At 66.2% G+C, this 25366-nt stretch carries 28 protein-coding genes; 19 read left to right on the top strand and 9 right to left on the bottom strand.

Annotated elements, in window-relative coordinates; genetic code table 11:
* Positions 1–4: 4 nt before the first annotated feature.
* From ACQ651_RS01615 to ACQ651_RS01625, 3 genes are read right to left on the bottom strand one after another with little or no spacing between them, the layout of a single operon-like run.
* Entirely contained in the window at positions 5–688 is a 684-nt protein-coding gene (locus ACQ651_RS01615; protein ID WP_227284154.1) for a molecular chaperone DjiA, read from the bottom strand.
* Positions 689–721: 33 nt separating this feature from the next.
* On the bottom strand, positions 722–1192 hold the full coding sequence (locus ACQ651_RS01620; RefSeq protein ID WP_227284153.1) for a GNAT family N-acetyltransferase: 471 nt from the start codon (positions 1190–1192) through the stop codon (positions 722–724).
* Positions 1189–1803, bottom strand: coding sequence for a VOC family protein (locus ACQ651_RS01625; protein ID WP_430448012.1), 615 nt, complete (start codon positions 1801–1803; stop codon positions 1189–1191). Before ACQ651_RS01625 ends, ACQ651_RS01620 begins: the two co-directional genes overlap by 4 nt.
* A 231-nt stretch (positions 1804–2034) precedes the next feature.
* Here ACQ651_RS01625 and ACQ651_RS01630 point away from each other — a divergent pair, with 231 nt between their 5' ends.
* The 5 genes from ACQ651_RS01630 to ACQ651_RS01650 are packed head-to-tail and all read left to right on the top strand — an operon-like array spanning position 2035 to position 6573.
* Positions 2035–2610: a 5-formyltetrahydrofolate cyclo-ligase gene (locus ACQ651_RS01630; protein ID WP_430448014.1), complete on the top strand. Its 576-nt coding sequence runs from the start codon at positions 2035–2037 to the stop codon at positions 2608–2610.
* Between the two features lie 27 nt (positions 2611–2637).
* Entirely contained in the window at positions 2638–3450 is an 813-nt protein-coding gene (locus tag ACQ651_RS01635; protein WP_227284150.1) for a TIGR00282 family metallophosphoesterase, read from the top strand.
* On the top strand, positions 3447–4376 hold the full coding sequence (locus tag ACQ651_RS01640; RefSeq protein ID WP_227284149.1) for a DMT family transporter: 930 nt from the start codon (positions 3447–3449) through the stop codon (positions 4374–4376). Before ACQ651_RS01635 ends, ACQ651_RS01640 begins: the two co-directional genes overlap by 4 nt.
* Before the next feature lie 21 nt (positions 4377–4397).
* A complete protein-coding gene (locus ACQ651_RS01645) occupies positions 4398–6176 on the top strand; it encodes an SLC13 family permease (protein WP_430448015.1) in 1779 nt (592 codons plus the stop codon).
* Positions 6177–6195: 19 nt separating this feature from the next.
* A complete protein-coding gene (locus tag ACQ651_RS01650) occupies positions 6196–6573 on the top strand; it encodes a hypothetical protein (protein ID WP_430448016.1) in 378 nt (125 codons plus the stop codon).
* Between the two features lie 280 nt (positions 6574–6853).
* On the opposite strand, the gene ACQ651_RS01655 is transcribed toward ACQ651_RS01650, so the two are convergent.
* Positions 6854–8629 (bottom strand): SLC13 family permease, encoded by a 1776-nt coding sequence (locus ACQ651_RS01655; RefSeq protein ID WP_430448017.1) that lies wholly within the window; start codon positions 8627–8629, stop codon positions 6854–6856.
* 88 nt (positions 8630–8717) lie between these two features.
* The gene (locus ACQ651_RS01660; protein WP_227284145.1) at positions 8718–9461 is read right to left on the bottom strand and encodes a HisA/HisF-related TIM barrel protein; all 744 of its coding nucleotides are present in this window, start codon (positions 9459–9461) and stop codon (positions 8718–8720) included.
* A 180-nt stretch (positions 9462–9641) separates the two neighbouring features.
* Between ACQ651_RS01660 and ACQ651_RS01665 the strand changes: the two genes are divergently transcribed.
* Positions 9642–10382, top strand: coding sequence for a YebC/PmpR family DNA-binding transcriptional regulator (locus tag ACQ651_RS01665; protein WP_227284144.1), 741 nt, complete (start codon positions 9642–9644; stop codon positions 10380–10382).
* A gap of 42 nt (positions 10383–10424) precedes the next feature.
* On the opposite strand, the gene ACQ651_RS01670 is transcribed toward ACQ651_RS01665, so the two are convergent.
* Positions 10425–11315, bottom strand: coding sequence for a LysR family transcriptional regulator ArgP (locus tag ACQ651_RS01670; RefSeq protein ID WP_121898347.1), 891 nt, complete (start codon positions 11313–11315; stop codon positions 10425–10427).
* A 92-nt stretch (positions 11316–11407) separates the two neighbouring features.
* Here ACQ651_RS01670 and ACQ651_RS01675 point away from each other — a divergent pair, with 92 nt between their 5' ends.
* The 5 genes from ACQ651_RS01675 to ACQ651_RS01695 all read left to right on the top strand — a co-directional run bounded on the left by ACQ651_RS01675 (position 11408) and on the right by ACQ651_RS01695 (position 14970).
* Entirely contained in the window at positions 11408–12013 is a 606-nt protein-coding gene (locus tag ACQ651_RS01675) for a LysE/ArgO family amino acid transporter (RefSeq protein WP_430448018.1), read from the top strand.
* A gap of 42 nt (positions 12014–12055) precedes the next feature.
* Positions 12056–12979: a DMT family transporter gene (locus tag ACQ651_RS01680; RefSeq protein WP_227284142.1), complete on the top strand. Its 924-nt coding sequence runs from the start codon at positions 12056–12058 to the stop codon at positions 12977–12979.
* A gap of 227 nt (positions 12980–13206) precedes the next feature.
* Positions 13207–13896 (top strand): HAD family hydrolase, encoded by a 690-nt coding sequence (locus ACQ651_RS01685; RefSeq protein ID WP_227284141.1) that lies wholly within the window; start codon positions 13207–13209, stop codon positions 13894–13896.
* A gap of 153 nt (positions 13897–14049) precedes the next feature.
* On the top strand, positions 14050–14649 hold the full coding sequence (locus ACQ651_RS01690; protein ID WP_430448020.1) for a thermonuclease family protein: 600 nt from the start codon (positions 14050–14052) through the stop codon (positions 14647–14649).
* An 81-nt stretch (positions 14650–14730) separates the two neighbouring features.
* Positions 14731–14970, top strand: coding sequence for a YdcH family protein (locus ACQ651_RS01695; protein ID WP_227284139.1), 240 nt, complete (start codon positions 14731–14733; stop codon positions 14968–14970).
* A 152-nt stretch (positions 14971–15122) separates the two neighbouring features.
* Here the strand turns inward: ACQ651_RS01695 and ACQ651_RS01700 are convergent, their stop codons facing one another.
* The 3 genes from ACQ651_RS01700 to ACQ651_RS01710 all read right to left on the bottom strand — a co-directional run bounded on the left by ACQ651_RS01700 (position 15123) and on the right by ACQ651_RS01710 (position 18373).
* The gene (locus ACQ651_RS01700) at positions 15123–15593 is read right to left on the bottom strand and encodes a CoxG family protein (protein ID WP_227284138.1); all 471 of its coding nucleotides are present in this window, start codon (positions 15591–15593) and stop codon (positions 15123–15125) included.
* Positions 15594–15652: 59 nt separating this feature from the next.
* A complete protein-coding gene (locus tag ACQ651_RS01705) occupies positions 15653–17050 on the bottom strand; it encodes a helix-turn-helix domain-containing protein (protein ID WP_430448022.1) in 1398 nt (465 codons plus the stop codon).
* A gap of 105 nt (positions 17051–17155) precedes the next feature.
* A complete protein-coding gene (locus tag ACQ651_RS01710; RefSeq protein ID WP_375550426.1) occupies positions 17156–18373 on the bottom strand; it encodes a multidrug effflux MFS transporter in 1218 nt (405 codons plus the stop codon).
* A gap of 226 nt (positions 18374–18599) precedes the next feature.
* Between ACQ651_RS01710 and ACQ651_RS01715 the strand changes: the two genes are divergently transcribed.
* The 8 genes from ACQ651_RS01715 (at position 18600) to ACQ651_RS01750 (ending at position 25320) form a co-directional block, all read left to right on the top strand.
* Positions 18600–20132: an acyl-CoA carboxylase subunit beta gene (locus ACQ651_RS01715; RefSeq protein ID WP_227284136.1), complete on the top strand. Its 1533-nt coding sequence runs from the start codon at positions 18600–18602 to the stop codon at positions 20130–20132.
* 7 nt (positions 20133–20139) lie between these two features.
* A complete protein-coding gene (locus tag ACQ651_RS01720; RefSeq protein ID WP_227284135.1) occupies positions 20140–20655 on the top strand; it encodes an HNH endonuclease signature motif containing protein in 516 nt (171 codons plus the stop codon).
* Between the two features lie 2 nt (positions 20656–20657).
* On the top strand, positions 20658–21050 hold the full coding sequence (locus ACQ651_RS01725; RefSeq protein ID WP_430450295.1) for a cupin domain-containing protein: 393 nt from the start codon (positions 20658–20660) through the stop codon (positions 21048–21050).
* A complete protein-coding gene (locus tag ACQ651_RS01730) occupies positions 21047–21451 on the top strand; it encodes a DUF6497 family protein (RefSeq protein WP_375550423.1) in 405 nt (134 codons plus the stop codon). Before ACQ651_RS01725 ends, ACQ651_RS01730 begins: the two co-directional genes overlap by 4 nt.
* A gap of 202 nt (positions 21452–21653) precedes the next feature.
* The gene (locus tag ACQ651_RS01735; protein ID WP_199709347.1) at positions 21654–21794 is read left to right on the top strand and encodes a hypothetical protein; all 141 of its coding nucleotides are present in this window, start codon (positions 21654–21656) and stop codon (positions 21792–21794) included.
* 513 nt (positions 21795–22307) lie between these two features.
* Positions 22308–22682, top strand: coding sequence for a hypothetical protein (locus ACQ651_RS01740; RefSeq protein WP_430448024.1), 375 nt, complete (start codon positions 22308–22310; stop codon positions 22680–22682).
* A 265-nt stretch (positions 22683–22947) separates the two neighbouring features.
* Entirely contained in the window at positions 22948–23154 is a 207-nt protein-coding gene (locus ACQ651_RS01745) for a hypothetical protein (protein WP_227284132.1), read from the top strand.
* A 120-nt stretch (positions 23155–23274) separates the two neighbouring features.
* The gene (locus ACQ651_RS01750; protein ID WP_430448026.1) at positions 23275–25320 is read left to right on the top strand and encodes a biotin carboxylase N-terminal domain-containing protein; all 2046 of its coding nucleotides are present in this window, start codon (positions 23275–23277) and stop codon (positions 25318–25320) included.
* The last annotated feature ends 46 nt before the right edge of the window (positions 25321–25366 follow it).

A 25366-nucleotide genomic window follows, 5' to 3' on the forward strand; every position in this document is an offset into this window, starting at 1 on the left:
GGTTTCAGCCCCGGCGATGGGCGGAGATCTCCTCCCACGCCCGGTTGATGCTTCGCAGCCGCATCTCGGCGAGACGGATGGCTTCCTCCGGCACGCCCCGGCCCATCATCCTGTCGGGATGGGTCTCGCGCACCTGACTGCGCCAGACCGCGCGGATCTCCTCCAGCGGCATGGTGCTGTCGACGCCCAGAACCGCATACGGGTCGGGGGCGGCATCGGGCACGTGGCGCGCGCGCAGGGACGTGAAATCGCGCGGGCTCATCCCGAAGATCTCCGCCACCCGTTCCAGAAACATGTCCTCCTTGGGGTGATAGGCCCCGTCGGCGCAGGCGATGTGGAAAAGCCCCTCCATCAGGTCCGACAGGACGGCGGGATTGTCGGCGAACATCCGCGCAATGCGCGCGGCATATTCCTCGAACCCCGCCACATCCTCCCGCGCCAGATTGAACACCCGGGACGCCGCCTCCTCCTCCTCGGCGGGGACCTGGAACACCTCGCGAAAGGCGGTCACCTCGTCGCGGGTCACCAGCCCGTCGGCCTTGGCCATCTTGGCGCTGAGCGCGATGACCGCGATGGTAAAGGCCACCGACCGTTCCGGCGGGCTGCGCAGCCTGTCGAAGACCGCGCCAAGCCCTTCGCCCTTGGCGAGTGCCGAAAGCGCGTCCGTTATGCGGGTCCAAAGCGACATGGAAGCGCTTTTAGCGGGAAACCGCCGGGGATGTCAGAGGAATTTCTGCATCAGCACAAGATCGTGCCAGCGTCCGAATTTCCAGCCCGCCTGCGGGATACGGGCGACCTCCCGATACCCCAGCGCCGCGTGGAACCCGCGCCCGGCTGCATTCTCCGCCGAGAGGCCCGCGATCATCGAATGGATGGTCCGGCCCCGCGCATGCGCCTCAAGCGCGGCCATCAGCGCGCGGCCCTCGCCCCGGCCCCGCGCCGCCGGCGCGATATGGATCGAATGCTCCGCCGTCCGCGCATAGCCGGGCCCGGCCCGGAACGCGCCATAGGTGGCGAACCCCGATACCGCGCCCGCGGTTTCCGACACGAAGAACGGCTGCGCGGCCAAAGCATCGGTCACCGCGCCGGCGGTTTTCGGCACGGTCGTGAAGGTGGCCGTGCTGCCGGTGATGACATCGGTCCAGATCGCCGCGATCGCCGCGGCATCCTCGCCGCGGGCCCCGCGGATCACAGGTCGAGCGGCCCGCGGGCGGTGTCGAACCGCAGGCCCAGATAGGGGCTGTCCTCGGCCACGATCTCCAGCCTCGGGTCGTCGAATAGCGGGGCAAGGGCCGCGCGCAGCGCGTCCGCCTGCGGATGGGCAAGGGTCAGCCCGATCAGCCGCACGCCGCGATCGGGCAGGCGCGGGGCAGGGTGGGCCGCCCCCTCCCATTCGATCAGCGCCGGAAACAGGCCATCGAAGGGCAGCCTGCCATCCACGGGTATCGCCATCCGCCAGCGCAGACCGGCCCGGCTCAGCGACCAGGCCACCCCGATCCCGTCGGGCGCGGCGGCGATGGCCGCATCCAGATCGGGCACGCGGGCAATCCATGCGCCCGGCCGGGTCGGGCCGCGGAACCGGTCCAGATCGAACCAGCGCGGCTGCCCGGGCGCGGCCCCATCGGGGTCTATCGCGATGACCTCCAGGTATTCCTCGGGCCCCAGCGACAGCAGCCGGTTATGGGTGCCCATCTCCGCGTGGGTCCCGCCGGGCTCAAGCGGCACGCCGAAGGCCGTCTCCGCCCAGACCGTGCCGGTGGTCAGATCGGACGTGGCGATGGCGATGTGATCTAGGCTCAGCATGGCGTGTCTCCCGGAACGATGCCCTCCTGCCTACCGCGCGCCCGGCGGTTTCGCAAAGCCTTGTGGCCGGGGCCGGGCCGTCCTTCCCCTACGCCGGCCCCCCTTGGTCATCCCGTCATGCGGCCCGGCCCGGTCCCGGCATGCGGGCGTTTTTTGTTGCGTCGCCGGGCATTCGGCGCGAACGCTCCTGTCCATGATCCGATACCGTCCAGCCCCGGGATATCCGCGCCGATGACCCTGTCCGAGCAGAAAGCGGCACTTCGCCGCGACGCCTATGCCGCGCGCAAGGCCGCCTTCGCGGAAGGTCACGGGCAGGCGGCCACCGCCGCGCTCCTGGCCGAGATCGGGCCGGTCTCCGGCCATGTCATCTCGGGCTACATGCCGATCCGGACGGAGCTTGACCCGATCCCGGCGATGACGGCGCTTGCCGCGCGCAACCGTGTCTGCGTTCCGGTGATCGCGGCGAAGGGCGAACCGCTGCGCTTCCGGGAATGGACACCGGCCGCGGAGATGGTCCCGGGCCCGTTCGGCGCCCTGATCCCGGCAGATGGCGACTGGCTGGAGCCCGATATCCTGATCGTGCCGCTTGTGGGGTTCGATCGGGCGGCCAACCGGCTTGGCTATGGCGGCGGGTTCTACGACCGGACCCTGGCGCGCCTGCGGGCCAACGGCCCCGTCCGGGCCGTGGGCTTCGCCTTCGCCGCGCAGCAATTGCCGCCCCTGCCGGTGGAGCTCACGGACCAGCCCCTTGACGCCGTGGTGACCGAGGCGGGAACGATCCGCCCGCCAGAACCGCCCTTGCCGTGAGGCGGCACAGGCCCTAAGCCGATGCCCATGAGATGTTTGTTTCTGGGCGATGTGATGGGCCGGGCGGGCCGGGCGGCGGTGGTGGCCCATGTGCCCCGGCTGCGCGAAGACTGGCGGCTGGATTTCGTCGTGGTCAACGGCGAAAACGCGACCTCGGGCGCGGGGCTGTCGGCGGCGCATGCGAAAACCCTGCTGGACGCCGGGATCGATTGCCTGACGCTTGGCGATCATGCGTTCGACCAGCGCGACATGCTGCAATTCATCGAGAGCGAGCCGCGCATCCTTCGGCCGCTGAACTTCTCCAAATCCGCGCCGGGCAAGGGCGCGCGGCTGTTCGATGCGGCGGGCGGGCGCAAGGTGCTGGTGGCCCAGGCGCTGGGCCAGGTCTTCATGAAACGGCCCTTCGACGATCCGTTTTCCGCGTTGCAGGGTACGCTGGCGACCTATCCCATGGGCGGGCAGGCGCAGGCGGTGATCGTCGATATCCACGCCGAGGCGACATCGGAGAAGATGGCCGTGGGTCATTTCTGCGACGGCCGCGCCAGCCTCGTGGTGGGGACCCATACCCATGTGCCCACCGGTGACGCGCAGATCCTGCCGGGCGGCACCGGCTACATGACCGATGCGGGGATGTGCGGCGATTATCATTCCGTCATCGGGATGGAGAAGACCGAGCCGCTGCGCCGCTTCATCACCGGCATGCCGAAAGAGCGCTTCACCCCCGCCGCCGGGGAGGCGACCCTGTCGGGCGTCTATCTGGAAACCGATGACCGGACGGGCAGGGCCGGCCGCATCCAGCCGGTGCGCATCGGCGGCCGCCTGCAGGAGACGGTTCCGTGAAACGGCGCGATGCCGCGTCGCTTCTGGGCCTTCTGCTCTGCATCGGCGCGGCCTGGGGCATCACCCACCCGCTGACCAAGATCGCCGTGTCCGAAGGCTACCGCCATTTCGGCATCATCTTCTGGCAGGTCGTCATCGGCGCCGTGCTTCTGGGTACGATCAACCTTCTGCGGGGCCGGGGCCTGCCGCGGGGCCCGCGCCATATCGCGCTCTATGTCATCATCGCGCTGATCGGCACGTTGTTGCCGAACTCCGCCAGCTATACCGCCGCCATCCATCTGCCCTCCGGCATCTTGTCCATCGTCATCTCGCTGGTGCCGATGCTGGCCTTTCCCATCGCGCTGGCATGGGGTCTCGACCGGTTTTCGGGCCTGCGGTTTCTGGGCCTGGTGCTTGGCCTCATCGCCATCGTGATGATCGCGGCCCCCGAGACGAGCCTGCCCGACCGGGCCATGGTCTGGTGGTTGCCCGTGGCGCTGATCGCGCCCACCTTCTACGCGATCGAGGGCAATTTCGTGTCGCGCTATGGCACCGAAGGGCTCGACCCGGTGCAGGTTTTGCTGGGCGCCTCGCTGGTCGGCATCGTTCTGACCGCACCGCTGGCGCTGATGACCGGGCAATGGATTTCGCCGCTGCCGCCCTACGGGACGCCCGACCTTGCGATCCTTGCCTTGGGCACGTTCCATGCCATCGCCTATGCGGGATATGTATGGCTGGTCGGGCGCGCGGGCGCGGTTTTCGCGGCGCAGGTCAGCTATCTGGTCACCGGCAGCGGCATCCTCTGGGCCAAGCTGATCCTCGGCGAAACCTACTCCCCCTGGGTCTGGGCGGCCATCGCGGTCATGTTCGCGGGGCTCTTTCTGGTGCAGCCGCGCCCGAAAGAGGTGCTGGACGGCGGTGCCGGCATCGGGAATGATGCGCGCTGAGGCAGCCGCGCAGGGGCATCCATGATCGACCTGACCCTATCGGCCCAGACCCAGGCCATCGCGACGCTTGCGGTGGTGGGCCTGATGTTCGTGATGTTCATTCGCGAACGCTACCCGACGGAGGTGGTGGCGCTGGCGGGGGTATCGCTTCTGCTGGTCACCGGGCTTCTGCCCTATGCCGATGCGCTTGCGGTTCTGTCCAATCCCGCGCCATGGACCATCGCGGCGATGTTCATCACCATGGGCGCGCTGGTGCGCACCGGATCGCTTGAACGGTTCACCGCCCTGGCGGAGGCCAAGGCCCAGACCCGGCCCTTCGTGGCGCTGGGCGCGCTGATGGCCTTTGTCGTCGTCGGTTCGGCCTTCGTGTCGAACACGCCCGTCGTCGTGGTGATGATCCCGGTCTTCGTGCAGATCGCGCGGTCGCTCGGCCGTCCGGCCTCGAAACTGCTGATCCCGCTCAGCTATGGCGCGATCATGGGCGGCACGCTGACGCTCATCGGCACCTCGACCAATCTGCTGGTCGATGGCGTCGCGCGCGCGCAGGGGCTCGAACCCTTCACGATTTTCGAGATCACGCCCATTGGCCTCGTCGTGGTGGCCTGGGGCATGCTCTATCTGGGTGTGATCGCGCCGCGCCTGCTGCCCGATCGCGGGTCGATGGCCGATATGCTGTCGAACCGGGGCAAGATGAAATTCTTCACCGAGGTGGCCCTGCCCGAGGACAGCGCGCTCATTGGCCAGAATGTCAACGAGGTCGACATTTTCAGCCGCGACGGCGTGCGCCTGATCGACGTGCTGCGCGGCGACGCCTCCTTGCGCCGGAACATGGCCGATGTGGAGCTTCGCGCCGGCGACCGGGTGGTTCTGCGCACGGAAATGTCCGAGGTTCTGGGCCTTCAGGCCAACAAGCAGCTCCGCACGGTCGACAAGCTCAGCTCGGTCGCGACCCAGACGGTGGAGGTGCTGATCACGCCGGGCTGCGGCATGGTCGGCCGCTCGCTGGGCTCGCTGCGCCTGCGCCGGCGCTACGGGGTCTACCCGCTGGCTGTGCACCGGCGGAACCAGAATATCGGCCGGCAACTGGACGATCTGGTGGTCCGCGTGGGCGACACCCTGCTGTTGGAGGGCGACCCGGCGGATATCCAGCGGCTGGCGGTGGATATGGACCTCGTCGATGTCTCCAAGCCGTCGGCCCGCGCCTATCGCCGCAGCCACGCGCCGATCGCACTGGCCGCGATGGCGGGCATCGTGATCCTCGCGGCGCTCAACGTCGCGCCGATCTTTCTTCTGGCGATCGTCGCGGTCGCGGTGGTGCTGCTGACCCGCTGCATCGACGCGGACGAAGCCTTCGCCTCCGTCGATGGCCGCCTGCTGGCGCTGATCTTCTCGATGCTCGCCATCGGCGCTGCGCTTCAGGCCACGGGCGCGGTGGCGCTGGTGGTAGGCGGGCTGGCCCCGTGGCTGGCCGATCTGCCGCCCTTCCTGCTGGTCTGGGCGATCTACCTGATCACCTCGATCCTGACCGAGCTTGTGTCCAACAACGCCGTCGCCGTGGTGGTTACGCCCGTCGCCATCGGCCTGGCGCAGGCCATCGGCGTCGATCCCCGGCCGCTGGTCATCGCCGTGATGATCGCCGCCTCGGCCAGTTTCGCCACCCCTATCGGCTACCAGACCAACATGCTGGTCTATGGCCCGGGCGGGTACAAATTCACCGATTTCATGAAGGTGGGCATCCCGCTGACATTGAGCCTCGGGCTTGTGGTCAGCGCCATCATTCCGCTCATCTGGCCCCTCTGACCCACAAGGACATTCCCCCATGCCCCGCGCCCTGATCCTCACAACCGCCGCCGCCCTCGCGCTGGCCGCCTGCACCGTCGGGCCGCCGCGCCCGCTCTCGGTATCGCTGACCGACACGACCATCACCGTGCCCATGTCGAACGGGACGACCTGCACCGACACCGCGCCCCCGGGCGCCGCGGCCGGCTGGTCCGGGCGGCTGCAAGGCTGCCCCACCGCCTATGCCTACACGGTGGAGATCGACGATCGCACCAACCCGGTCCGCTATGTGCTGGAGGAGATCTTCACTGCCCTCGGCGGCCCGGATGTCATCGCGCCGCTCGCCACGGTCACCATCACCGACGGCACCGGCCGGACGCGCACCTTCGCCTCGCCCCCGCCGCTGCCGGAAAACTGAAAGCCGGAAGACTGAAACCCGGAAACCCGAAACCGAAACAGGTCGGGCACCCGGTCAAACCAATTCCGGTTTTCCCGGGCGCCTTCTCCTGGTGCGGTCATCGGCTCCGCAGCCTGTACCGCCCGGAGAGCCTCGGTGATTCCGGTTAGCAAAGCGTAAAGGGCCCTTCTTCTGGTCAAAAATACCGCCGCCGGAGGCATTGAAGTCTCTGTTGCGCCAGAAAAGACAAGATGCCTCCGGCGGCGGTATTTCGACCCAGAAGAAGCGGGAAACGTGCGACCTAGAGCGGCCAGAACACCAGAATGGCGGGGATCGAGACCGCCACGATGATGATCTCCAGCGGCAGGCCCATGCGCCAGTAATCGCCGAAGCCGTAGCCGCCGGGCCCCAGGATCAGCGTGTTGTTCTTGTGCCCGATGGGCGTCAGGAAGGCCGAGGATGCGGCGATCGCCACCGCCATCAGGAACGGGTCGGGCGAAACGTCCAGCGTCTGGGCCATCTGGATGCCCACGGGCGCCGCGACGATCGTGGTGGCGGTGTTGTTCAGGATATCGCTGAGCGTCATCGTGACGACCATCAGCACCGTCAGGATCATCCAGGCCGGCAGCCCGTCGGTCAGCGCCACGAGGGCGCCCGCGATCAGCTCCGTGCCGCCGGAGGTGTCCAGCGCCGCGCCAAGCGGGATCATAGAGCCAAGCAGCACCACGACCGGCCATTCGATATGATCGTAGATCTCCGACAGCGGCAGGATCCGGGTCAGCACATAGCCCACCACCACGACCCCCAGCGCGACCGGCAGATAGACCAGCCCCAGCGACGCCGCCAGAACCGCGGCCCCGAAAAGCCCGATGGCAAGCCAGGTCTTGCTGTCCCGGGTCACGTTCAGCCCGCGATCGGCCAGCGCCAGCCCGCCCAGCCAGTCCACCACGTCATCGGTGGTGTCGGACGGGGCCAGCAGCAGCAGGATATCGCCGGGCTCCACCACGGTCTTGCGCAGATGGCTGGTGATCCGCTTGCCCTGACGCGCGATGCCCATCAGGACCGTGCGCTTGCGCCAGGAGAGGCCCAGAGATTCAGCGGTGCGCCCGGCGATCCGGGAGCTTTCGGGAACGACCATCTCGATCAGGCTGACCCCCTCGCCGATGGCATCCGCCGCCGGGTTGTCGGCCGGCACGATGGCCAGCGAAAAGGCGATCCGGAATTCGTCCAGCGCCTCGGGCGTGGCCTCCAGCACCAGCACGTCATCGGGTTTGATCTCAAGGTTGCGACCGGTCCCGAACCGCCGCTTGCCGTCCCGCATCAGGCCCAGAATGGCCACATCGGCTTTTTCCGCCGGGTCCAGCAGCTCACGCAGCCGGGTGCCGACCAGCTTGTTCTCGGCCGGAATGATCAGCTCGGCGAGATAGGGCGCCAGTTCGCCCATGCGGTCGCCGCCGACGCCGCTGTCGCGGGCCGGGATCAGCCGCCAGCCGATCAGCGCGATGAAAAGCAGCCCGGCGATGGCCGCGATCCCGCCCACCGGCGCGAAATCGAACATCCTGAACGGCTCGCCCAGCGCATCCTGTCGGATCGTGGCGATGATGATGTTGGGCGGTGTGCCGATCAGCGTGACCATCCCGCCCAGAATCGTGGCGAAGCTGAGCGGCATCAGCGACACGCCGGGGCTGCGCCCGGCCTTGCGCGCGGTGGCGATATCCACCGGCATCAGCAGCGCCAGCGCCGCGACATTGTTCATGAAGGCCGAAAGAACGCCGCCGATCCCGCCCATGATCACGATATGCGTCTTGAGGGAGCGTGTGGCATCCACAAGCGTGCGGGTGATCAGGAACACTGCGCCCGACCGCACGAGCCCGGCCGAAACCACAAGAACCAGTGCGACGACAAGCGTCGCGGGATGGCCGAACCCGGCAAATGCCGCATCCACGGGCACGACCCCCAGCAGGACCCCGGCCATCAGCGCGGAAAACGCCACCAGATCGTACCGGAACCGCCCCCAGAGCAGCAATGCGAAGACCGCGCCGAAAAGGGTGAATAGGATGATCTGGTCCGTGGTCATAGGACAAGTCTTATGGCGAAGCTCGGGGCGTGCAAACCGCCAAACGTGCCCGATGCCGGATAAATTCGCCGTCCGATGGATTTGCCCGTCAGATGAACTCGGGCGTCGGGCCGCGCACGGCGCGCGCCACCGCCAGCGCCTCGGCCAGATCGACCGAGCGGTCGAAAAGCGCCCGCCCGACCAGCGCGCCCGAGACATGGGGCACGAATTTCAGCCGCGCGATATCGTCAAGGCTGCGCGACAGGCCCCGCGCGATCACCGGCGCGCGCGCGATGTCGGCCAGCCGCGTGACCAGCGCCAGTGAGCCGTCGCTGTCCTGCACATCGGCGTCGATATCGGTGACGATGATCGCCGCCAGCGGATCGGTCTCATAGGCCGACAGAAACGCCTCCGGCGTGATCGCGCTTGTCCGGCGCCAGCCTTCGGTCATCACCTTGCCCTGGAAGACGTCCAGCGCGATCACGATCTGGTCGGGGTAGCGCCGCGCGGCCTGTTTCACGATATCGGGGCTGGTGGCCGCCAGCGTGCCTACCACCACCCGGCCCGCGCCCATGTCGATCCAGTCCGCGATCGCGTCGAACGAGCGCAAACCGCCGCCGAACTGCACCGGAATGCCGACGCTGCGGATGATCTCCAGCACCAGATCGCGGTTCCCGGTGTCTCCGGCGACCCGGTCGAAATCGGTCAGATGGAGCCACTCCGCCCCGGCCCGCGCAAAGCTCTGGGCCTTGGCCACCGGGTCCACATGCCAGATCTGCGGCTCCTCCAGCCGGCCCCGGTAGAGGCTCACGCAGCGGCCGTTCTGCAACTCGATCATCGGATAGATCATCATGGCGGACGCCTCCCCTTGCCAGCCAGAATAGCAGGTCTTGCGGCCCGTGCGGGATTTGAAAACGGCATTTCCCGGCAATCCGGCGGCGTGCATGGTGCGCCCGCGTCATCGGGGGATTGCCCCGCCGCCATGGCCTGCCGTATAGACGGGGCTGCCGAGAATTTTGCACGAGGAATACCGATGGCGGGCCATTCGAAATGGGCGAATATTCAGCACCGCAAGGGGCGTCAGGATGCGGTTCGCTCCAAGCTGTTTTCCAAACTCGCCAAGGAAATCACCGTGGCCGCCAAGATGGGCGACCCGGACCCGGACAAGAACCCGCGCCTGCGGCTTGCGGTGAAGGAGGCGAAATCCCAATCCGTGCCGAAGGACGTGATCGACCGCGCGATCAAGAAATCGCTGGGCGGGGATGCGGAGAATTACGACGAGATCCGCTATGAAGGCTATGGGCCGAGCGGTGTCGCGGTGATCGTGGAGGCGATGACCGACAACCGCAACCGCACCGCCTCCACGGTGCGGTCGACCTTCGGAAAACATGGCGGAAATCTGGGGGAAACCGGATCGGTCGCGTTCATGTTCGACCGCAAGGGGCAGGTCAGCTACCCCGCCGATGCGGGCGACGCGGATACGGTGATGATGGCCGCGATCGAGGCGGGCGCCGAGGATGTGGAAAGCTCCGAGGACGGGCATGTGATCTGGTGCGCCGATACCGATCTGAACGAGGTTTCGACCGCGCTGGAGGCGGAACTGGGCGAAAGCGAGTCGACCAAGCTGGTCTGGCGGCCCACCACCACGACCGAGCTGGATCTGGACGGCGCGCAGAAGCTGATGAAGCTGATCGAGGCGCTGGAGGATGATGACGACATCCAGAGCGTGACCGCGAATTTCGAGATCTCCGACGAGATCATGGAGCAGCTCTAGCCGCCGCGCCCGCCCCCGGTGGAGCGTGCAGCGCGGACCTCGTCAGTCGGCGGTCACCGGATGCAGCCGGTCCGCCGCGGCCTTCCGGATGGCCCGGGTCAGCGGCCTCAGCGCGTTGGCCATCTGCCGCGGCACCTGCCAGCTCAGCGCCACGTCGAACACCTGATCGGGCCCAAGCGGCACCAGCGATCCATCGGCCAGCGCCTCCTCCACAAGGCTTTCGGGGTTCAGGCCCCAGCCGATGCCCAGCTTCGCCGCCTCGACGAAGCCGTGGCTCGACGCGAAAAAATGGGTGGGAAGCGCCACCTTCTCCCCCGTCACCTGCTCGGCCCAGCGCTGTTGCAGCCGGTCCTTGGGGTTGAAGGTCAGCGCCGGGGCCTCGGCCAGCGCCTTGGCGGTGACGCCGTCGGCGAACCAGGTTTCGGCGAAGCCCGGCGCGCAGGTCGCGATGTAGCGCAGCGCCCCCAGCGGGAACACGTCGCAGCCCGGCACCGGCACGTTGCCCGCCGTCACCGCCGCCGAGACCGCCCCGCGTTTCAGCCAGTCCGCCGAATGGTCCTGATCGTCGATCTCCAGATGATAGAGATACCCCGGCACCGCAGCCAGCGCCGGCAGGGCCCATGTCGCAAGGCTGTCGGCATTCACCGCCAGACGCAGCGGCGTCGCCGGGTCGGGCAGCAGCCCCCCCAGATCCGCGGCAAGGGTCTTTTCCAGCAACCCCACCTCCTCGGCATGGCGCAGCAGCCGCGCGCCCGCGGGGGTGGCGCTGGCAGGCCGGGTCCGGCGCACCAGAACCGTGCCCAGCTTCTCCTCCAGCGCCTTCACCCGCTGGGATACCGCCGACTGGGTGATGTTCAGCTGCGCCGCCGCCCCATCGAAGGAGCCGCTGCGCAGCACGGCGGAAAGCGCCATCAGGGCGTGGGTGTCTATCATTCGCGACTCTAATGCGGGTGCAGAAAACGTAACTGGTCTTATGGAACCCTATGGCCTAACCGGGGCGGGTTGCCAAGAGAAAGCGCCTTTGAATGACCGCCGCCTTTTTTCCCGGATTTGCCCTTGGCTTCAGCCTGATCCTCGCCATCGGGGCGCAAAACGCCTTCGTGCTCCGGCAGGGGCTGCGCCGGGCCCATGTCTTCGCCGTCTGCCTGACCTGTGCGCTGTCCGATGCGGTGCTGATCACGCTCGGCGTCACCTCCTTCGCGGCGGTGGCCGAGGCACTGCCGTGGCTGGAGCCCGCCTTCCGCTATGGCGGCGCGGCCTTTCTGATCGTCTACGGCGCCCGCGCCTTTCTGGCCGCGTGGCGCGGGGCCGATGCGTTGCAGGTGGGGCGCAGCGGCGCGGGCAGCCTGCGCGCGACGGTGCTGACCTGTCTGGCGCTGACATGGCTGAACCCGCATGTGTATCTCGACACGGTGATGCTTCTGGGCTCGGTCTCCACCCAGTACGGCGATGGGGCCGCCTGGTTCGGGGCGGGGGCCGTCGCCTCCAGCTTCGTGTTCTTCTTCGGGCTGGGCTATGGCGCGCGGCTTCTGGCGCCGTTCTTCGCCCGGCCCCGCGCGTGGCAGATCCTCGATCTGCTGGTCGGGCTGGTGATGTGGGCGATTGCGGCGAAACTGATCTTTCTGCTCTGAGCCCGCTTGCGGCCCGCCCGCCGATGGGGTTCTTTGGGGCCCATGGCCGATGCCGTCCAAACCCCTGAAAAACCTGCCGCCCGCCCCTTGATGGGCGTGTTCTGGATGTTGGTCACCGGGGCCTGTTTCGTTGCGGTCACCGCCATCGTGAAGGTGGTGGGCAACGAGGTGCCGCCGGCGCAATCGGCCTTTCTGCGCTATGTTCTGGGGCTGGTGTTCCTGATCCCGATGATCCGCCCGATCCTGCGCGCGCGGCTCAGCACCCGGGCGCTCGGGCTCTTCGGCATCCGCGGCGTGGCCCACACGGCCGGCGTGATCTGCTGGTTCTACGCGATGACCCAGATCCCCATCGCCGAGGTGACGGCGATGAACTATCTCAGCCCGGTTTACGTGACGCTGCTGGCGGTCGTCTTTCTGGGCGAGCGTCTTGCGGTCCGGCGCATTCTTGCGGTGGCCGTCGCCCTTCTGGGCGCGCTGATCATCCTGCGCCCGGGCTTTCGCGAACTGGGGCCCGGGCATTTCGCGATGCTGTTCACCGCGGCCAGCTTCGCCATCGGCTATCTGATCGCCAAGATCATGGCCGATGAGGTGGAGGCGACCGTGGTGGTGGGCATGCTGTCGATCACGGTCACGATCTGTCTGGCGCCCTTCGCATGGGCGGTCTGGGTGCCGGTGACATGGGAGCAGCTGGGCTGGCTGTTTCTGGTCGCCGTCTTCGCCACGGGCGGGCATTACACGATGACGCTGGCCTTTGCCGCGGCGCCGCTCACGGTGACCCAGCCGGTCACCTTTCTGCAACTGGTCTGGGCGACCGCGCTCGGCGCGCTGGTCTTCTCCGAGCCTGTGGATATCTGGGTGATCACGGGCGGCGGGCTGATCATCGCCGCGATCAGTTTCATGACCTGGAGAGAGGCCGTCCTGCGCCGCCGCGCGGTCACCCCGTCGGTTCCCCAGACAAAGACCTGAGCCCGGTTAACACTTTGTTAATATTTGACAGTTCCCGGACGGGGCAGGCGACCCGCGGGTGGGCGCCCGCACCGCCGGCGGGTTTCCAGCCTGCCCGGAAATTGGGCAGCCTCCGTCGCCGTCGCCCATTGCGGAACCAATGGCGTGTGCTGCGGCGCGGCAAATGCGGCGGCGATGTTGCGCGCCGCCTGTCCCGGGGGTGCCATGAGCGCGGCAGGAGACGTTTCATGACACCAAAAGCAGTCATTTTCGGAGGGATCGGCAGCCTCGCGGAATGCGCCGAACTCGACCGCGCGGCGTGGAACGCCGCGTTCCGCATCCACGGCGTGCCCTGGGAATGGTCCTGGGATACCTATGCGGAGCTGATGCGCCCCGGCGGCGACAGGCAACTGGCCGCGCGCTTCGCCGATCACCTGCGCGTGACGGTCGATGCCGCCCGGCTCGACGCGACCCATCAACGGGTGTTCGCCGCACGCCTCTCGGGGGGCATTCCGCTTCGGCCTGGGGTGGATGGCGTGCTGCGCTGGGCCGCCCGGGCCGGGCTGACCCTCGCCCTTGTCAGCCGGTCAGAGGCGGCGCCGGTTCAGGCCCTGCTGAAGGCCACCGCCCGGGCGCGGGGCGGCATTCCCTTCGACATGACGGTGTTGCGCAGCGACGTGGAGCGCATGGCCCCCGATCCGCAGGCGATGGAGCTTGCGCTGGACGAATTGTCGCTCGCGCCCGAACAGGTGGTGGCCATCGTCGACACGCCCGTCGCGGCGGAGGCGGCGGAAACGCTCGGCATCCCCTGCCTGGGCTTTCCGGGGCTGCTCGCCGCGGAGGGCGGCTTTGCCGAAACCCTCGCCCGGGCCTCGATCCTGAGCGTCGCCACGGTGCTGGAGGCGTGGCGCGGCCTGCCCATGGCGGCGGCCGAATAGCGCCGGAACCGGCCGCCGGATTAACCCTTTGTTAAGATTTCGCTTGAAGCCGGGCGCGGCTTGGGCGACCTCTCGGACATGGGATTGTGTTCACGATTTGTTTGCGCCACGGCACTCCTCCTCTGGGCGGTGTCCGGCGCCGCCGCGCGGGAGGTGAGCGGGCCCGCCCGGGTCATCGACGGCGACACGCTGGAGGTGGCGGGCGTGACCGTCCGGCTGTTCGGGATCGACGCGCCGGAACGCGACCAGCCCTGCGCGCGCAGCGATGGCGGGCTCTGGCCCTGCGGCGACTGGGTCGCCGCCCGGCTGGATGCGCAGATCGCGGGCGCGCGGATCACCTGCACCGGCGCGCGGACCGACCGCTACGATCGCCTGATCGCGCGCTGCGCCGCGCCCGCGTCCGGCGATCTGGGCGCGTGGCTCGTCGGCACCGGCATGGCCCGGGCCTATCGCCGCTATTCGGTCGACTACGTGCCGCAGGAACAGAGGGCGCAGCGGGCGCAGCGCGGGCTCTGGGCCGGTCTCTGGGCCGACCCGGCGGCCCATCGGGCGGCGCAGCAGGCTCAGGATCCGCCACCTGCCGGCATCGGCGGCTGCCTGATCAAGGGCAACATTTCGGACAGCGGGCGGATCTACCATCTGCCGGGCAGCCGCTCCTATGCCGCCACGCGAATCGATGCGGCCGCTGGCGAACGCTGGTTCTGCTCCGTGGCCGAGGCGGAAGCCGCCGGCTGGCGCGCGCCGCACGGCTGATTTGATTTCCCTCAATTGCACCCGCCGATGAGGGTGCTACCACATGACTCGGACCGCAACAGGACGCAGAAGGAAACACCGATGAGCCACACACCCCACGAACTGGCCGAAGAATTCCCCGATCAGGTGGACAAGATTCACGAGTTGAAAACCTCGGATGCGCATTTCGCAAAGCTGATGGATGCCTATCACGAGATCAACCGCGCGGTGCACCGGGCCGAAACCGGCATCGAACCCTGCGAGGAACTGGCCGAGGTTCAGATGCGCAAGGAACGTCTGGCGCTGAAAGACCAGATCGCGGCCATGCTGTCGAAAGCCTGAGCCGGAACCTGGGGCCGGGGGGTCTTCTCCCGGCCCGCCGGGACTGTCAGCAAGATGAAGATGCGCGTCGCTCCGGGCAGGCTCGGGTGCGTGGTCTCCGGCCGGGCAGGGCGGGGACCTCTGGCCGCCGCCGGGCCCGCACGTGCCCATTTTCAGTCTTTGGCCGGGGTCTCTGCCCCGTTGCCTTCCACATGGTCCTGAAACCGTTCGAAAAACTGATCCGCCATGCGCCGCGCGAAACTGTCGATCAGGCGCGAGCCGAGCTGTGCGATCTTGCCGCCGACCTTGGCATCCACATCGTAATGCAGATCCGTCCCGCCATCGGCCGCATCGCTCAGCACCACTTTCGCCGCGCCCTTGGCGAACCCCGCGACACCGCCCTTGCCCTCGCCTGAAATCATGTAGCTGGTGCCGGGCACCACATCGCTCAGCACCACATCGCCCTTGAAGGTGGCCTTCACCGGGCCGACCTTCTGCTTGACCACGGCGGAAAACCCCTCCTCGGGCGTTCCGGTCAGCTCTTCACAGCCGGGGATGCACTCTTTCAGCGTCTGCGCGTCGTTCAGCGCGGCCCAGACCGTGGCCCGGTCTGCGGCGATGGTGCGGGTGGCATGCAGTTCCAAGGGACCTCTCCTTGTGTTGGTGAGACCCGATCAGAAGTACGGTGCGCGCCGGGCTCCGGTCAACGCTCGATCTCATAGGGCAGGATATCGCGGTGGTTCGGGTCGATCCGCAGCTTGCGTTCCAGCGGCGGCACCGAGCGCTGGTGGCAGCCCGTCCGCTCGCAGATCCGGCAGGAGATGCCGATCGGCTGGAAGCTTTCCGCGCTTTCCAGATCCAGACCGTCCGCATAGACCAGCGCGCCGGCATGTTTCACCTCGCAGCCGAGCGAGATCGCATAGCGGCGCATCGGCGCGTTCCATCCGCCCCCGGATTTGGAGACGTCGCGGGCCAGAATCACATAACGCGCCCCATCGGGCGTTTCGGCCAGTTGCCGCAGGAACTGCCCCGGCGTCTCGAAGGCGCGATGCACGTTCCACAGCGGGCAGGCCCCGCCGAAGCGCGCGAATTGCAGCCGGGTGGCCGAATGCCGCTTGGTGATCGTGCCGGCCTGATCGACGCGGGTGAAGAAGAACGGCACCCCCTTGGCGCCCGGGCGTTGCAGGGTCGACAGCCGATGGGCCACCTGTTCGATCGACGCGCCGAACTGGATCGACAGGCGTTCCAGATCGTGGCGGGTTTCGGCCGCCGCCTCGGCAAAGCGGGTATAGGGCATCAGCACCGCGCCCGCGAAGTAATTGGCCATGCCGATCTGCGCGATGGACCGCGCGGTGTCGGACTGGAACCGGGCCAGATCCAGCGTCGCGCCCAGCAATTGCGCCTGATCCAGCAGCGCGAACTGGTGCAGCAGCTGAAACCGCTGCGTCTCGGGCGCGGCGCGGGGCGACAGGGTCAGCGTCCGGCTGCCCGGATCGTAATGGCGCAGGCCCGTGCCGGCCTCGTGGCGGATCGTGATGCCGCGCGCGCGCAGCCTGTCTTCGGTGTGATGGGCCAGATCGGCCCTGGCCTGCGCGGCGAACCGTTCGGCGGCACGATCCACCGCGTCGATGTAATTGTCGCAGTAGTGGAAGAAATCCCGCACCTCCTCCCACGGGGAGGGGGCGGTATCGGCCCCGTCGCGGCCCAGCGCCTCGTCCAGCGAGGCCAGCCGCTCATGGGTCTGGCGATAGCTGCGATGCAGATCCAGGAAAGCGCGCGCAAGCGCCGGCGCGTTCGACGCGGCCAGCCGCAGATCGGCCAGCGGCGGGGCGGTGTCGGTGAAGACCGGATCGGCCAGCGCCTCCCGCATGTCGGAGACCAGACGCTCCGCATCGCCCGTGCTCAGTTCGGTCACGTCGAAGCCGAATTCCTGCGCAAGCCCCAGAACCACGGTGGTGGAAACCGGGCGGTTGTTGTTTTCCATCTGGTTCAGATAGGGCAGGGAGACACCCAGCTTGGCCGCGAAATCCTTCTGGGTCAGGCCAAGCCGGGTGCGCAATTCGCGCAGCTTGGCACCCGCATACAGCTTTCGAACGGCCATCGGAGCCCTCCGCTTTGCAGAATCTGGAGCTTTGTTTGCAAACTCCGGGGGGAGCAGACCCCGCAGACCCGGCCTTGGCAAGGGAATTCTGGGCGCGCGCGGGCGTCAGATGCCGGTGACCTGGCGCTCCCGCCGGATCGTGTAGACGATCGAGGCGACGGCCAGAACCGCGGTGACCAGCATGATCCAGATCAGCGGAAATGCCCCGTTGCCCATGGTCAGAAGCGTGCCGGCCAGCGCCGCCAGTGCCGCGCCGCCGCCGATCATGAAGGCCCCGCCAAGGCCCGAGGCGGTGCCTGCCAGATGCGGCCGCACCGACAGCATGCCGGAGGTCGCATTGGGAATGACCATGCCGTTGCCCAGACCCACGAAGGTCATGAACCCGAAGAAGATGACGGCGCTCTTGAACCCGGCCAGAAACAGCAGCAGCAGCACCGTTATCCCCACGGCGGAAATCAGGCAGCCCCAGAGGATCATCGTGTTGATGCCCACGCGCACCGAATACCGGCCCGAGATGAAATTGCCGAAGAAATACCCGACCGCCGGCGCGCCGAAGAAGAAGCCGACCATCGCCGGGCTCAGCCCGAACACCTCGGAACCCACATAGGGCGCCCCGCCCACATAGGCGAAGAACGCGCCCGAGGCGAAGGCGGCGGCCAGGCAATACCCCCAGAAGCGGCGCGCCGTCAGCAATTCGGGATATTCGGCGAACTGGGCGCGGATGCTGCCTGCGCCGGCTCCTGCCGTTTCCCCCAGATCGCGCCAGATCAGCGCCCAGACCAGCGCGCCGAGGCCCGCGAGAACCCAGAAATTCGACTGCCAGCCGAAGGATTCCTCCAACCTGCCGCCAAAGACCGGGCCCACCATCGGCACCACCGCCATGCCCATGGTGACATAGCCTATCATCGAGGCCGCCTGATCCTGCGGAACCATGTCGCGCACCACCGCGCGGCCCAGAACCATGCCGACCACCACGGTGGCCTGGATCATGCGGAAGAACAGGAAGATCTCGATCGTGGTCGCGAAGATGCAGCCGATCGTGGCCAGCACGAAAATGCCGATCCCCCAGAGCAGCACCGGCCTGCGCCCGTACCGGTCCGAGATCGGGCCGATGAAAAGCTGCAACACCGCGTTCATGCCCAGATAGCCCGACACTGACAGCTGGATCAGCCGGTAATCCGTGTCGAAATAGGTCGTCATGTTGGGAAGCGACGGCAGAAACAGGTTCATCGACAGCGCGCCGAGGCCGGTCAGCACGATCAGGGTAAAGATATGCGGAGGGGTCGAACGGTCGAGAAACCGGACCACGGGGCGGGATGTCATTACCCTCGTTTACGCCCGCGGGTGGGGGTTGTCCATGAGCGCCGGCGCACAAGCGCCTGTGCGCGCCACCCGCCAGGCACCGGGAAAGGCCGCGAGTTTGCTCATTTGCAATATTACAAATCATACGGCGCAGTAATTTGCAAATATTCCAATTCGCCCTGTATTTGCGCGATCTCCCTCTGTAATCTCCGCCGAAACGCGCCATGCGGATACCGGAGGGACCCACGTGAAAGACATCCTGCAAGAGCTTGAACACCGTCGGGAGGAAGCCCGCCTTGGCGGCGGCCAGACCCGCATCGACAGCCAGCACGCCAAGGGCAAGCTGACCGCGCGCGAACGGGTCGAACTCCTGCTCGATGAAGACAGCTTCGAGGAGTACGACATGTTCGTCACCCATCGCTGTACGGATTTCGGGATGGAGAAATCCAAACCCCGCGGCGATGGCGTGGTCACCGGCTGGGGCACGGTGAACGGCCGCATGGTCTATGTCTTCTCCCAGGATTTCACGGTTCTGGGCGGCTCGGTGTCGGAAACCCATGCTGCGAAGATCTGCAAGATCATGGATATGGCGATGCAGAACGGCGCCCCGGTGATCGGCATCAACGACAGCGGCGGCGCCCGCATTCAGGAAGGCGTCAGCTCGCTGGCGGCCTATGGCGAGGTGTTCCAGCGCAACATCCGCGCCTCGGGCGTGGTGCCGCAGATCTCCATGATCATGGGGCCCTGCGCCGGTGGAGCCGTCTATTCGCCCGCGATGACCGATTTCATCTTCATGGTGAAGGACAGCTCCTACATGTTCGTCACCGGCCCCGATGTGGTGAAGACCGTCACCAATGAACATGTCACCGCCGAGGAACTGGGCGGGGCCACCACCCATACGCGCAAATCCTCCGTCGCCGACGGCGCGTTCGAGGATGACGTGGAGGCGATGTCCGAACTGCGCCGCCTGATCGATTTCCTGCCGCTCTCCAACCGCGAAAAACCGCCCGTGCGCGCCTTCCACGACGATCCGGACCGGATCGAGGAAAGCCTCGACACGCTGATCCCCGACAATCCCAACATGCCCTATGACATGAAGGAACTGATCCTCAAGGTGGCCGATGAGGGCGACTTTTTCGAGATCCAGGAGGAGTTCGCGAAAAACATCATCACCGGGTTCATCCGGCTGGAGGGGCAGACGGTGGGCGTGGTCGCCAACCAGCCGCTGAACCTTGCCGGGGTTCTGGATATCGACAGCGCGCGCAAGGCCGCCCGCTTCGTTCGCTTCTGCGACGCGTTCAGCATTCCGCTGCTCACCTTCGTCGATGTCCCGGGCTTCCTGCCGGGAACCGGGCAGGAGTATAACGGCGTCATCAAGCATGGCGCCAAGCTGCTCTTCGCCTATGGCGAGGCGACGGTGCCGAAGGTCACGGTGATCACCCGCAAGGCCTATGGCGGGGCCTATGTGGTGATGGCGTCGAAACATCTGCAGGGCGACATCAACTATGCCTGGCCCACCTCGGAAATCGCGGTGATGGGGGCCAAGGGCGCGGTGGAGATCCTGCACCGGACCGATCTGGGCGACCCGGAAAAGATCGCCGCCCATACCGCCGAATACGAGGACCGGTTCGCCAACCCGTTCGTGGCCGCCGAACGCGGCTTCATCGACGAGGTGATCCAGCCCCGCAGCACCCGCAAGCGGGTCTGCCGCGCCTTCGCCGCACTGCGCACCAAGCAGGTGGAGATGCCGTGGAAAAAGCACGACAACATTCCGCTGTGAGGCCGTGATGTCCCGCCCAGCCGTTCCATCCGCATTAAAAAGGCATCTTTATGAAGAAGCGGGTTACCGCTGCGCTGTGCCGACTTGTAGAGGCACGAGCGGTTTGCAGATGGAGCATATTGAACCGTGGGCTAAAGTTAAGGCGCATGAATTTGACAATATGATCGTGCTTTGCGCGGTTTGCCATTCACGCATTACTTCAAGAGAGATTAGCAAAGACGCCATCCGTACTTACAAACGCAACTTGGCCCTCATTAACGGCCGGTATTCTCTATTTGAGCTCAGACTGATTCAGCACTTCTTCGAGAACGAGAAATTGTCGAATCCACAGTCAAACATTCAAGTTGCTGAGAACGACCTTCTGCACCTAAAGGGTTTGATTGATGATCAATTGGTTAACATCCAACGCGGCCCAGGGTCGGTATTGATTATGGGTATGTCAGTTTCACCAGTCTACGTCCTGCTGACAGACAAAGGCCGCGAATTTATTTCAGCTTACTTCCAAGGTGAGAATCTATCTTGACGATGTCTCAGCCTTTCACCATCTCTCACGCCGACGCATCCCCTTTTGCCGGCGAAGGCCTCCGCGCCTTTTTCGAGTATCGCGGGCTCGGCATCGCGGAGGCGACGGATGGCAGGTTCGGCGCGCAGGTGATCCGGGCCGTCCCGGGACGGAAAAGCCCGGGCGAGTGGCACTCCCACAGGCTCGAATTCCAGATGGTCTACGTCACGAAGGGCTGGGTCCTCTTCGAGTATGAGGGGGAGGGGGAGCATCTGCTGCGTGCTGGCTCCTGCGTTCTCCAGCCGCCCGGTATCCGCCATAGGGAGCTGCGCCATTTCGACGACATGGAGCTGATCGAGATCACCGCGCCCGCCACGTTCGAAACCGATCCCGAGGAGGGGCCGGAAGAGTCATGATCGGGCGAATTGATATACCATTGTTATACCTCGCCGCGCCGATCTTGGCCGTCACGGCGGCCTCTACGGCGGCGCAGGAGGCGGTCGCGCCCTCCGGTGTGACCATGGAACTGCACGAGACGCTTTACGAGGAACAGCCCTTTTCCGGGGAGCTCTGGACGGTGCTCCGCGTCCTCGCGCCCGGCATCGCCGACAGCTCCGCCGACCCTCAGGAAGACCTTGACTGGCTGTGCGCCGAATGGGGCGTGGCCGCCGCCCGGAACGCGCCCGAGCCACCCGCGCAGGTTGTGGTGCAGGTCATGGACCGCATCGTGCCGCGCGGAGAGACGGCGCCCGACGCCACGCAGTTTTTCGCCGGTTACGTCATCGAGAACGACACCTGTATATGGGAGGGTTTCTGATGACTCTACAACATGTTGCGGGGCAGCGTTCATGTGGACAAGTTTATGATGCATGTCCGCCACAGACCCGCGAGGCGCACCGAAACCGGTATGGCGCGGCAGCTATTCAGGGTATTCTCGGGGACGGTCACCTTCACGTGACCGAACCAATGGGTGTGCCCGGGATCAACCCGGATGCGCCCGCACATAACAGGAGAGCGAGATGTCCAAGAGCATCAAGGCCCTTCTTGCCCTGGGTCTTCTGGCAAGCGTCGCCGCTTGTGCGCAGGCCCCGCAGGAAGAAATCATCATTGTCGAGCCGGCACCGATTGTCGAGGAACCGGTCTACAGCAAGTACAACTGACCGTGTCCCGCCCGGACGGGCCACCCCGCCCGTCCGGCACATCGCGGTAACGAAAAATCTCCCGTTTATTGAACCTCTTCCCCGATTCGGTCGAACAGAGTACTGTGTGACCATTCAATTTAAGGGGAGAACCTCATGGTTAATGTGCGATTCATGGCGTTGGCCAGTACGGCGGCGGTCGTTTTGGCGGCCTGTGCGCAACCGCCTCAGCCGCAGGTGGCGCGTGCCGTTCCGCTATATGCGAAATCCGGCGAAGCGCTTTGTGTTCCAAGTGATCCTTTGCCCGGCACGAACTATCCGCCCGATCTCGTTCTTTGTGAAGAGATCTGCATCCAAGATCCCGTCACGGCGGCCAATGTCGCAATCTGTCCTCCGCTTGTGGATCGCGGCCGAGAGCGCGACGAAGATCAGGGCGACGACAGCAGCCAGACCGGCAGAACACCTACGGGCCAACAGACGCCTACGGCCGGTATCCCATAGGGCTGCCGCACATCTGACAGAGGGGAGGGCGCGATGATCAAGCATCGCGGCTTCCCCGGTCGCCTTCCGGGCACGGACTACCAGTTCACCATTCGGCGGCAAAACAAGGCTGGCGCCACGCCGCTGGTGCGTCGGGACCGGTACGCGGACCGACGGCCCGCGGATCGGCGGGCGGATGCGGCCTTCGTCGAGGCGCTCTGGCTGTATTTCGGGGCGGAGCCCTTCGAGCGCGGCAATCTCGACGCGGGCCGGCTCAGCTGGCTCTTCGGGCGCGAGGTGATTGCCGCCGAAGACCCGTTCGATCCCGAAAGTTATGACGCGCTGCTGCGGCTGGACGAGGGCCGCGCGCGGGCCGCTTTTCCCGAAGCCTTCGACGGTACCGGGATCTGGGAAGGCGGATCGGCATGAAGCTGCCTATGCCCGTTCTGGTTGCGCGAAATCCGGCTCAAAGCAAAACCGCCCCGAACTTGTCCTTTTGGACAGGTGGAGCCTGTGCAACGGTCGAATTGTCGGCCCCTGTCCCCAGCTTTTTCCGGGCCGATCGTGACAAGACGTGTTACCCTTCCCCTTCAAAGCGGTCGGCCAGTTATTTGTGCCGACCGCCTTTTTTTAGGTCGCGTAATGGGATAGGGTCCGGTTACAGAGGCATCATATCGACAGGAGAAGACGCAAAATGCGCGGAATCCATAAAATCACTCTCGCACTCGTTGCCACATTGGGCCTGTCGGCCTGTGTGTCATCGGATCTGGAACGTGCCGCCGTCGGCGCGGCTGTCGGCGGTGTCGGCGCCGCGGCGCTTGGTGGCAGTGTCGCGACCGGCATCGTGGTCGGCGGCGCGGTCGGCGCGATCTGTGACGAGGTCACAAACATCTGCCGCTAGGGCGCGGCACACAGGCACCGAATTCAACGATCTGACAGAAGGCCGCCGGGGCAGGACCCCGGGCGGCCTTTTCTGTGCTGCAAACGGGCGAAACAGCCTGAAAAGAAGGGACAACACCTGATGTTCAAGAAACTGCTGATCGCAAACCGCGGCGAGATCGCCTGCCGCGTGATCAAAACGGCCAGAAAGATGGGGATCACCACGGTCGCGGTCTATTCCGACGCGGACCGGAACGCGCTGCATGTGAAGATGGCCGATGAAGCCGTGCATATCGGCCCCGCGCCCGCCGCCGAAAGCTACATCGTCATCGACAAGGTGATGCAGGCGATCCGCGACACCGGCGCCGAGGCCGTCCATCCGGGCTACGGGTTTCTGAGCGAGAACAGGAAATTCGCCGAGGCGCTGGAGGCCGAGGGTGTGGCCTTCGTGGGCCCGCCTGCCACCGCGATCGAACAGATGGGCGACAAGATCACCTCCAAGAAGATCGCGGCGGAGGCCGGTGTTTCGACCGTGCCCGGCCATATGGGGCTGATCGCCGATGCCGAGGAGGCGGTGAAGATCTCGGGCGAGATCGGCTACCCGGTGATGCTGAAGGCCAGTGCGGGCGGTGGCGGCAAGGGCATGCGCATCGCATGGGACGAAAGCGAAGTGCGCGAGGGCTTTCAGGCGTCGAAGAACGAGGCGGCGTCGAGTTTTGGTGACGACCGGATGTTCATCGAGAAATTCGTGACCCAACCCCGGCATATCGAAATTCAGGTTCTGGCCGATGCCCATGGAAATGCCGTCTATCTGGGCGAGCGGGAGTGTTCGATCCAGCGGCGGAACCAGAAGGTGATCGAGGAGGCTCCGAGCCCGTTTCTGGACGAGGCGACGCGCAAGGCGATGGGGGAGCAGGCCGTCGCACTGGCGCAGGCTGTGGGATACACCAGCGCGGGTACGGTGGAATTCATCGTCGACGGCGAGAGGAACTTCTATTTTCTGGAGATGAACACCCGGCTTCAGGTGGAGCATCCGGTGACCGAGCTGATCACCGGGGTCGATCTGGTGGAACAGATGATCCGTGTGGCCGCCGGGGAGCCGCTGCCCTTCAGCCAGGAAGACGTGACCCTGACCGGCTGGGCGATGGAAAGCCGCCTCTATGCCGAAGACCCCTATCGCGGGTTCCTGCCGTCGATCGGGCGGCTGGTCCGCTACCGCCCGCCGGAAGAAATCGCCGCCGGGCCGCTTCTGGCCAATGACAGATGGCAGGGAGAGGCGGCCGCGGGCGAAACGGCGGTGCGCAATGACACCGGCGTTTTCGAGGGCGGCGAGATCTCCATGTATTATGACCCGATGATCGCCAAGCTGTGCACCTGGGCGCCGGACCGTGCGGGCGCGATCGAGGGGATGCGCAACGCGCTGGACGGGTTCGAACTTGAGGGGATCGGCCACAACCTGCCGTTTCTGGCCGCCGTGATGGACCATCCGCGCTTCACCTCGGGCAATATCACCACGGCCTTCATCGAGGAGGAGTATCCCGACGGGTTCGGGGGCGTGACGCCCGAAGGCAACGACCTGCAGCATCTGGCCGCCGTGGCCGCCCATATGAAGATGCTGAAAGAGGACCGCGCCGCCCGGATAAGCGGCACCATGCCCAACCATTCCCGCCGTGTGGCGAGCGACTGGGTGGTCTTCGTCGGCAGTCAGTCCTTTCCGGTTCACATCGACGAGACCGATTTCGGCACCGAGGTCACGTTTGAGGACGGCAGCCATCTCAAGGTCAATTCCGACTGGCATCTTGGCGACAGGCTGTTCAGGGGCACCGTGGGTGACCGCCCGATGATCGTGAAGACGGAATTCATCCGCGGGGGCGCACGGCTGCGCTATCGCGGTGCCGATCTGAAAGTGGTGGTCCGCACGCCGCGTCAGGCCGAACTTGCGGCGCTGATGCCGGAGAAACTGCCGCCCGATACCTCGCGGCTTCTGCTCTGTCCGATGCCGGGCCTGATCGTGAAGGTCGATGTGTCCGAGGGCGATGAGGTCCAGGAGGGGCAGGCGCTGTGCACCGTCGAGGCGATGAAGATGGAGAACATCCTGCGCGCCGAGAAGAAAGGTGTCGTGGCCAAGATCAACGCCGGGCCGGGCGACAGCCTGTCAGTGGACGATGTGATCATGGAGTTTGAATGACGGCCTTCGGGCCGGATAGCCGCGCGCCCGGGGCTGACGCCGGGGG

It is taken from the genome of Rhodophyticola sp. (genome assembly GCF_965284195.1).
Taxonomy (GTDB): Bacteria; Pseudomonadota; Alphaproteobacteria; order Rhodobacterales; family Rhodobacteraceae; genus Rhodophyticola.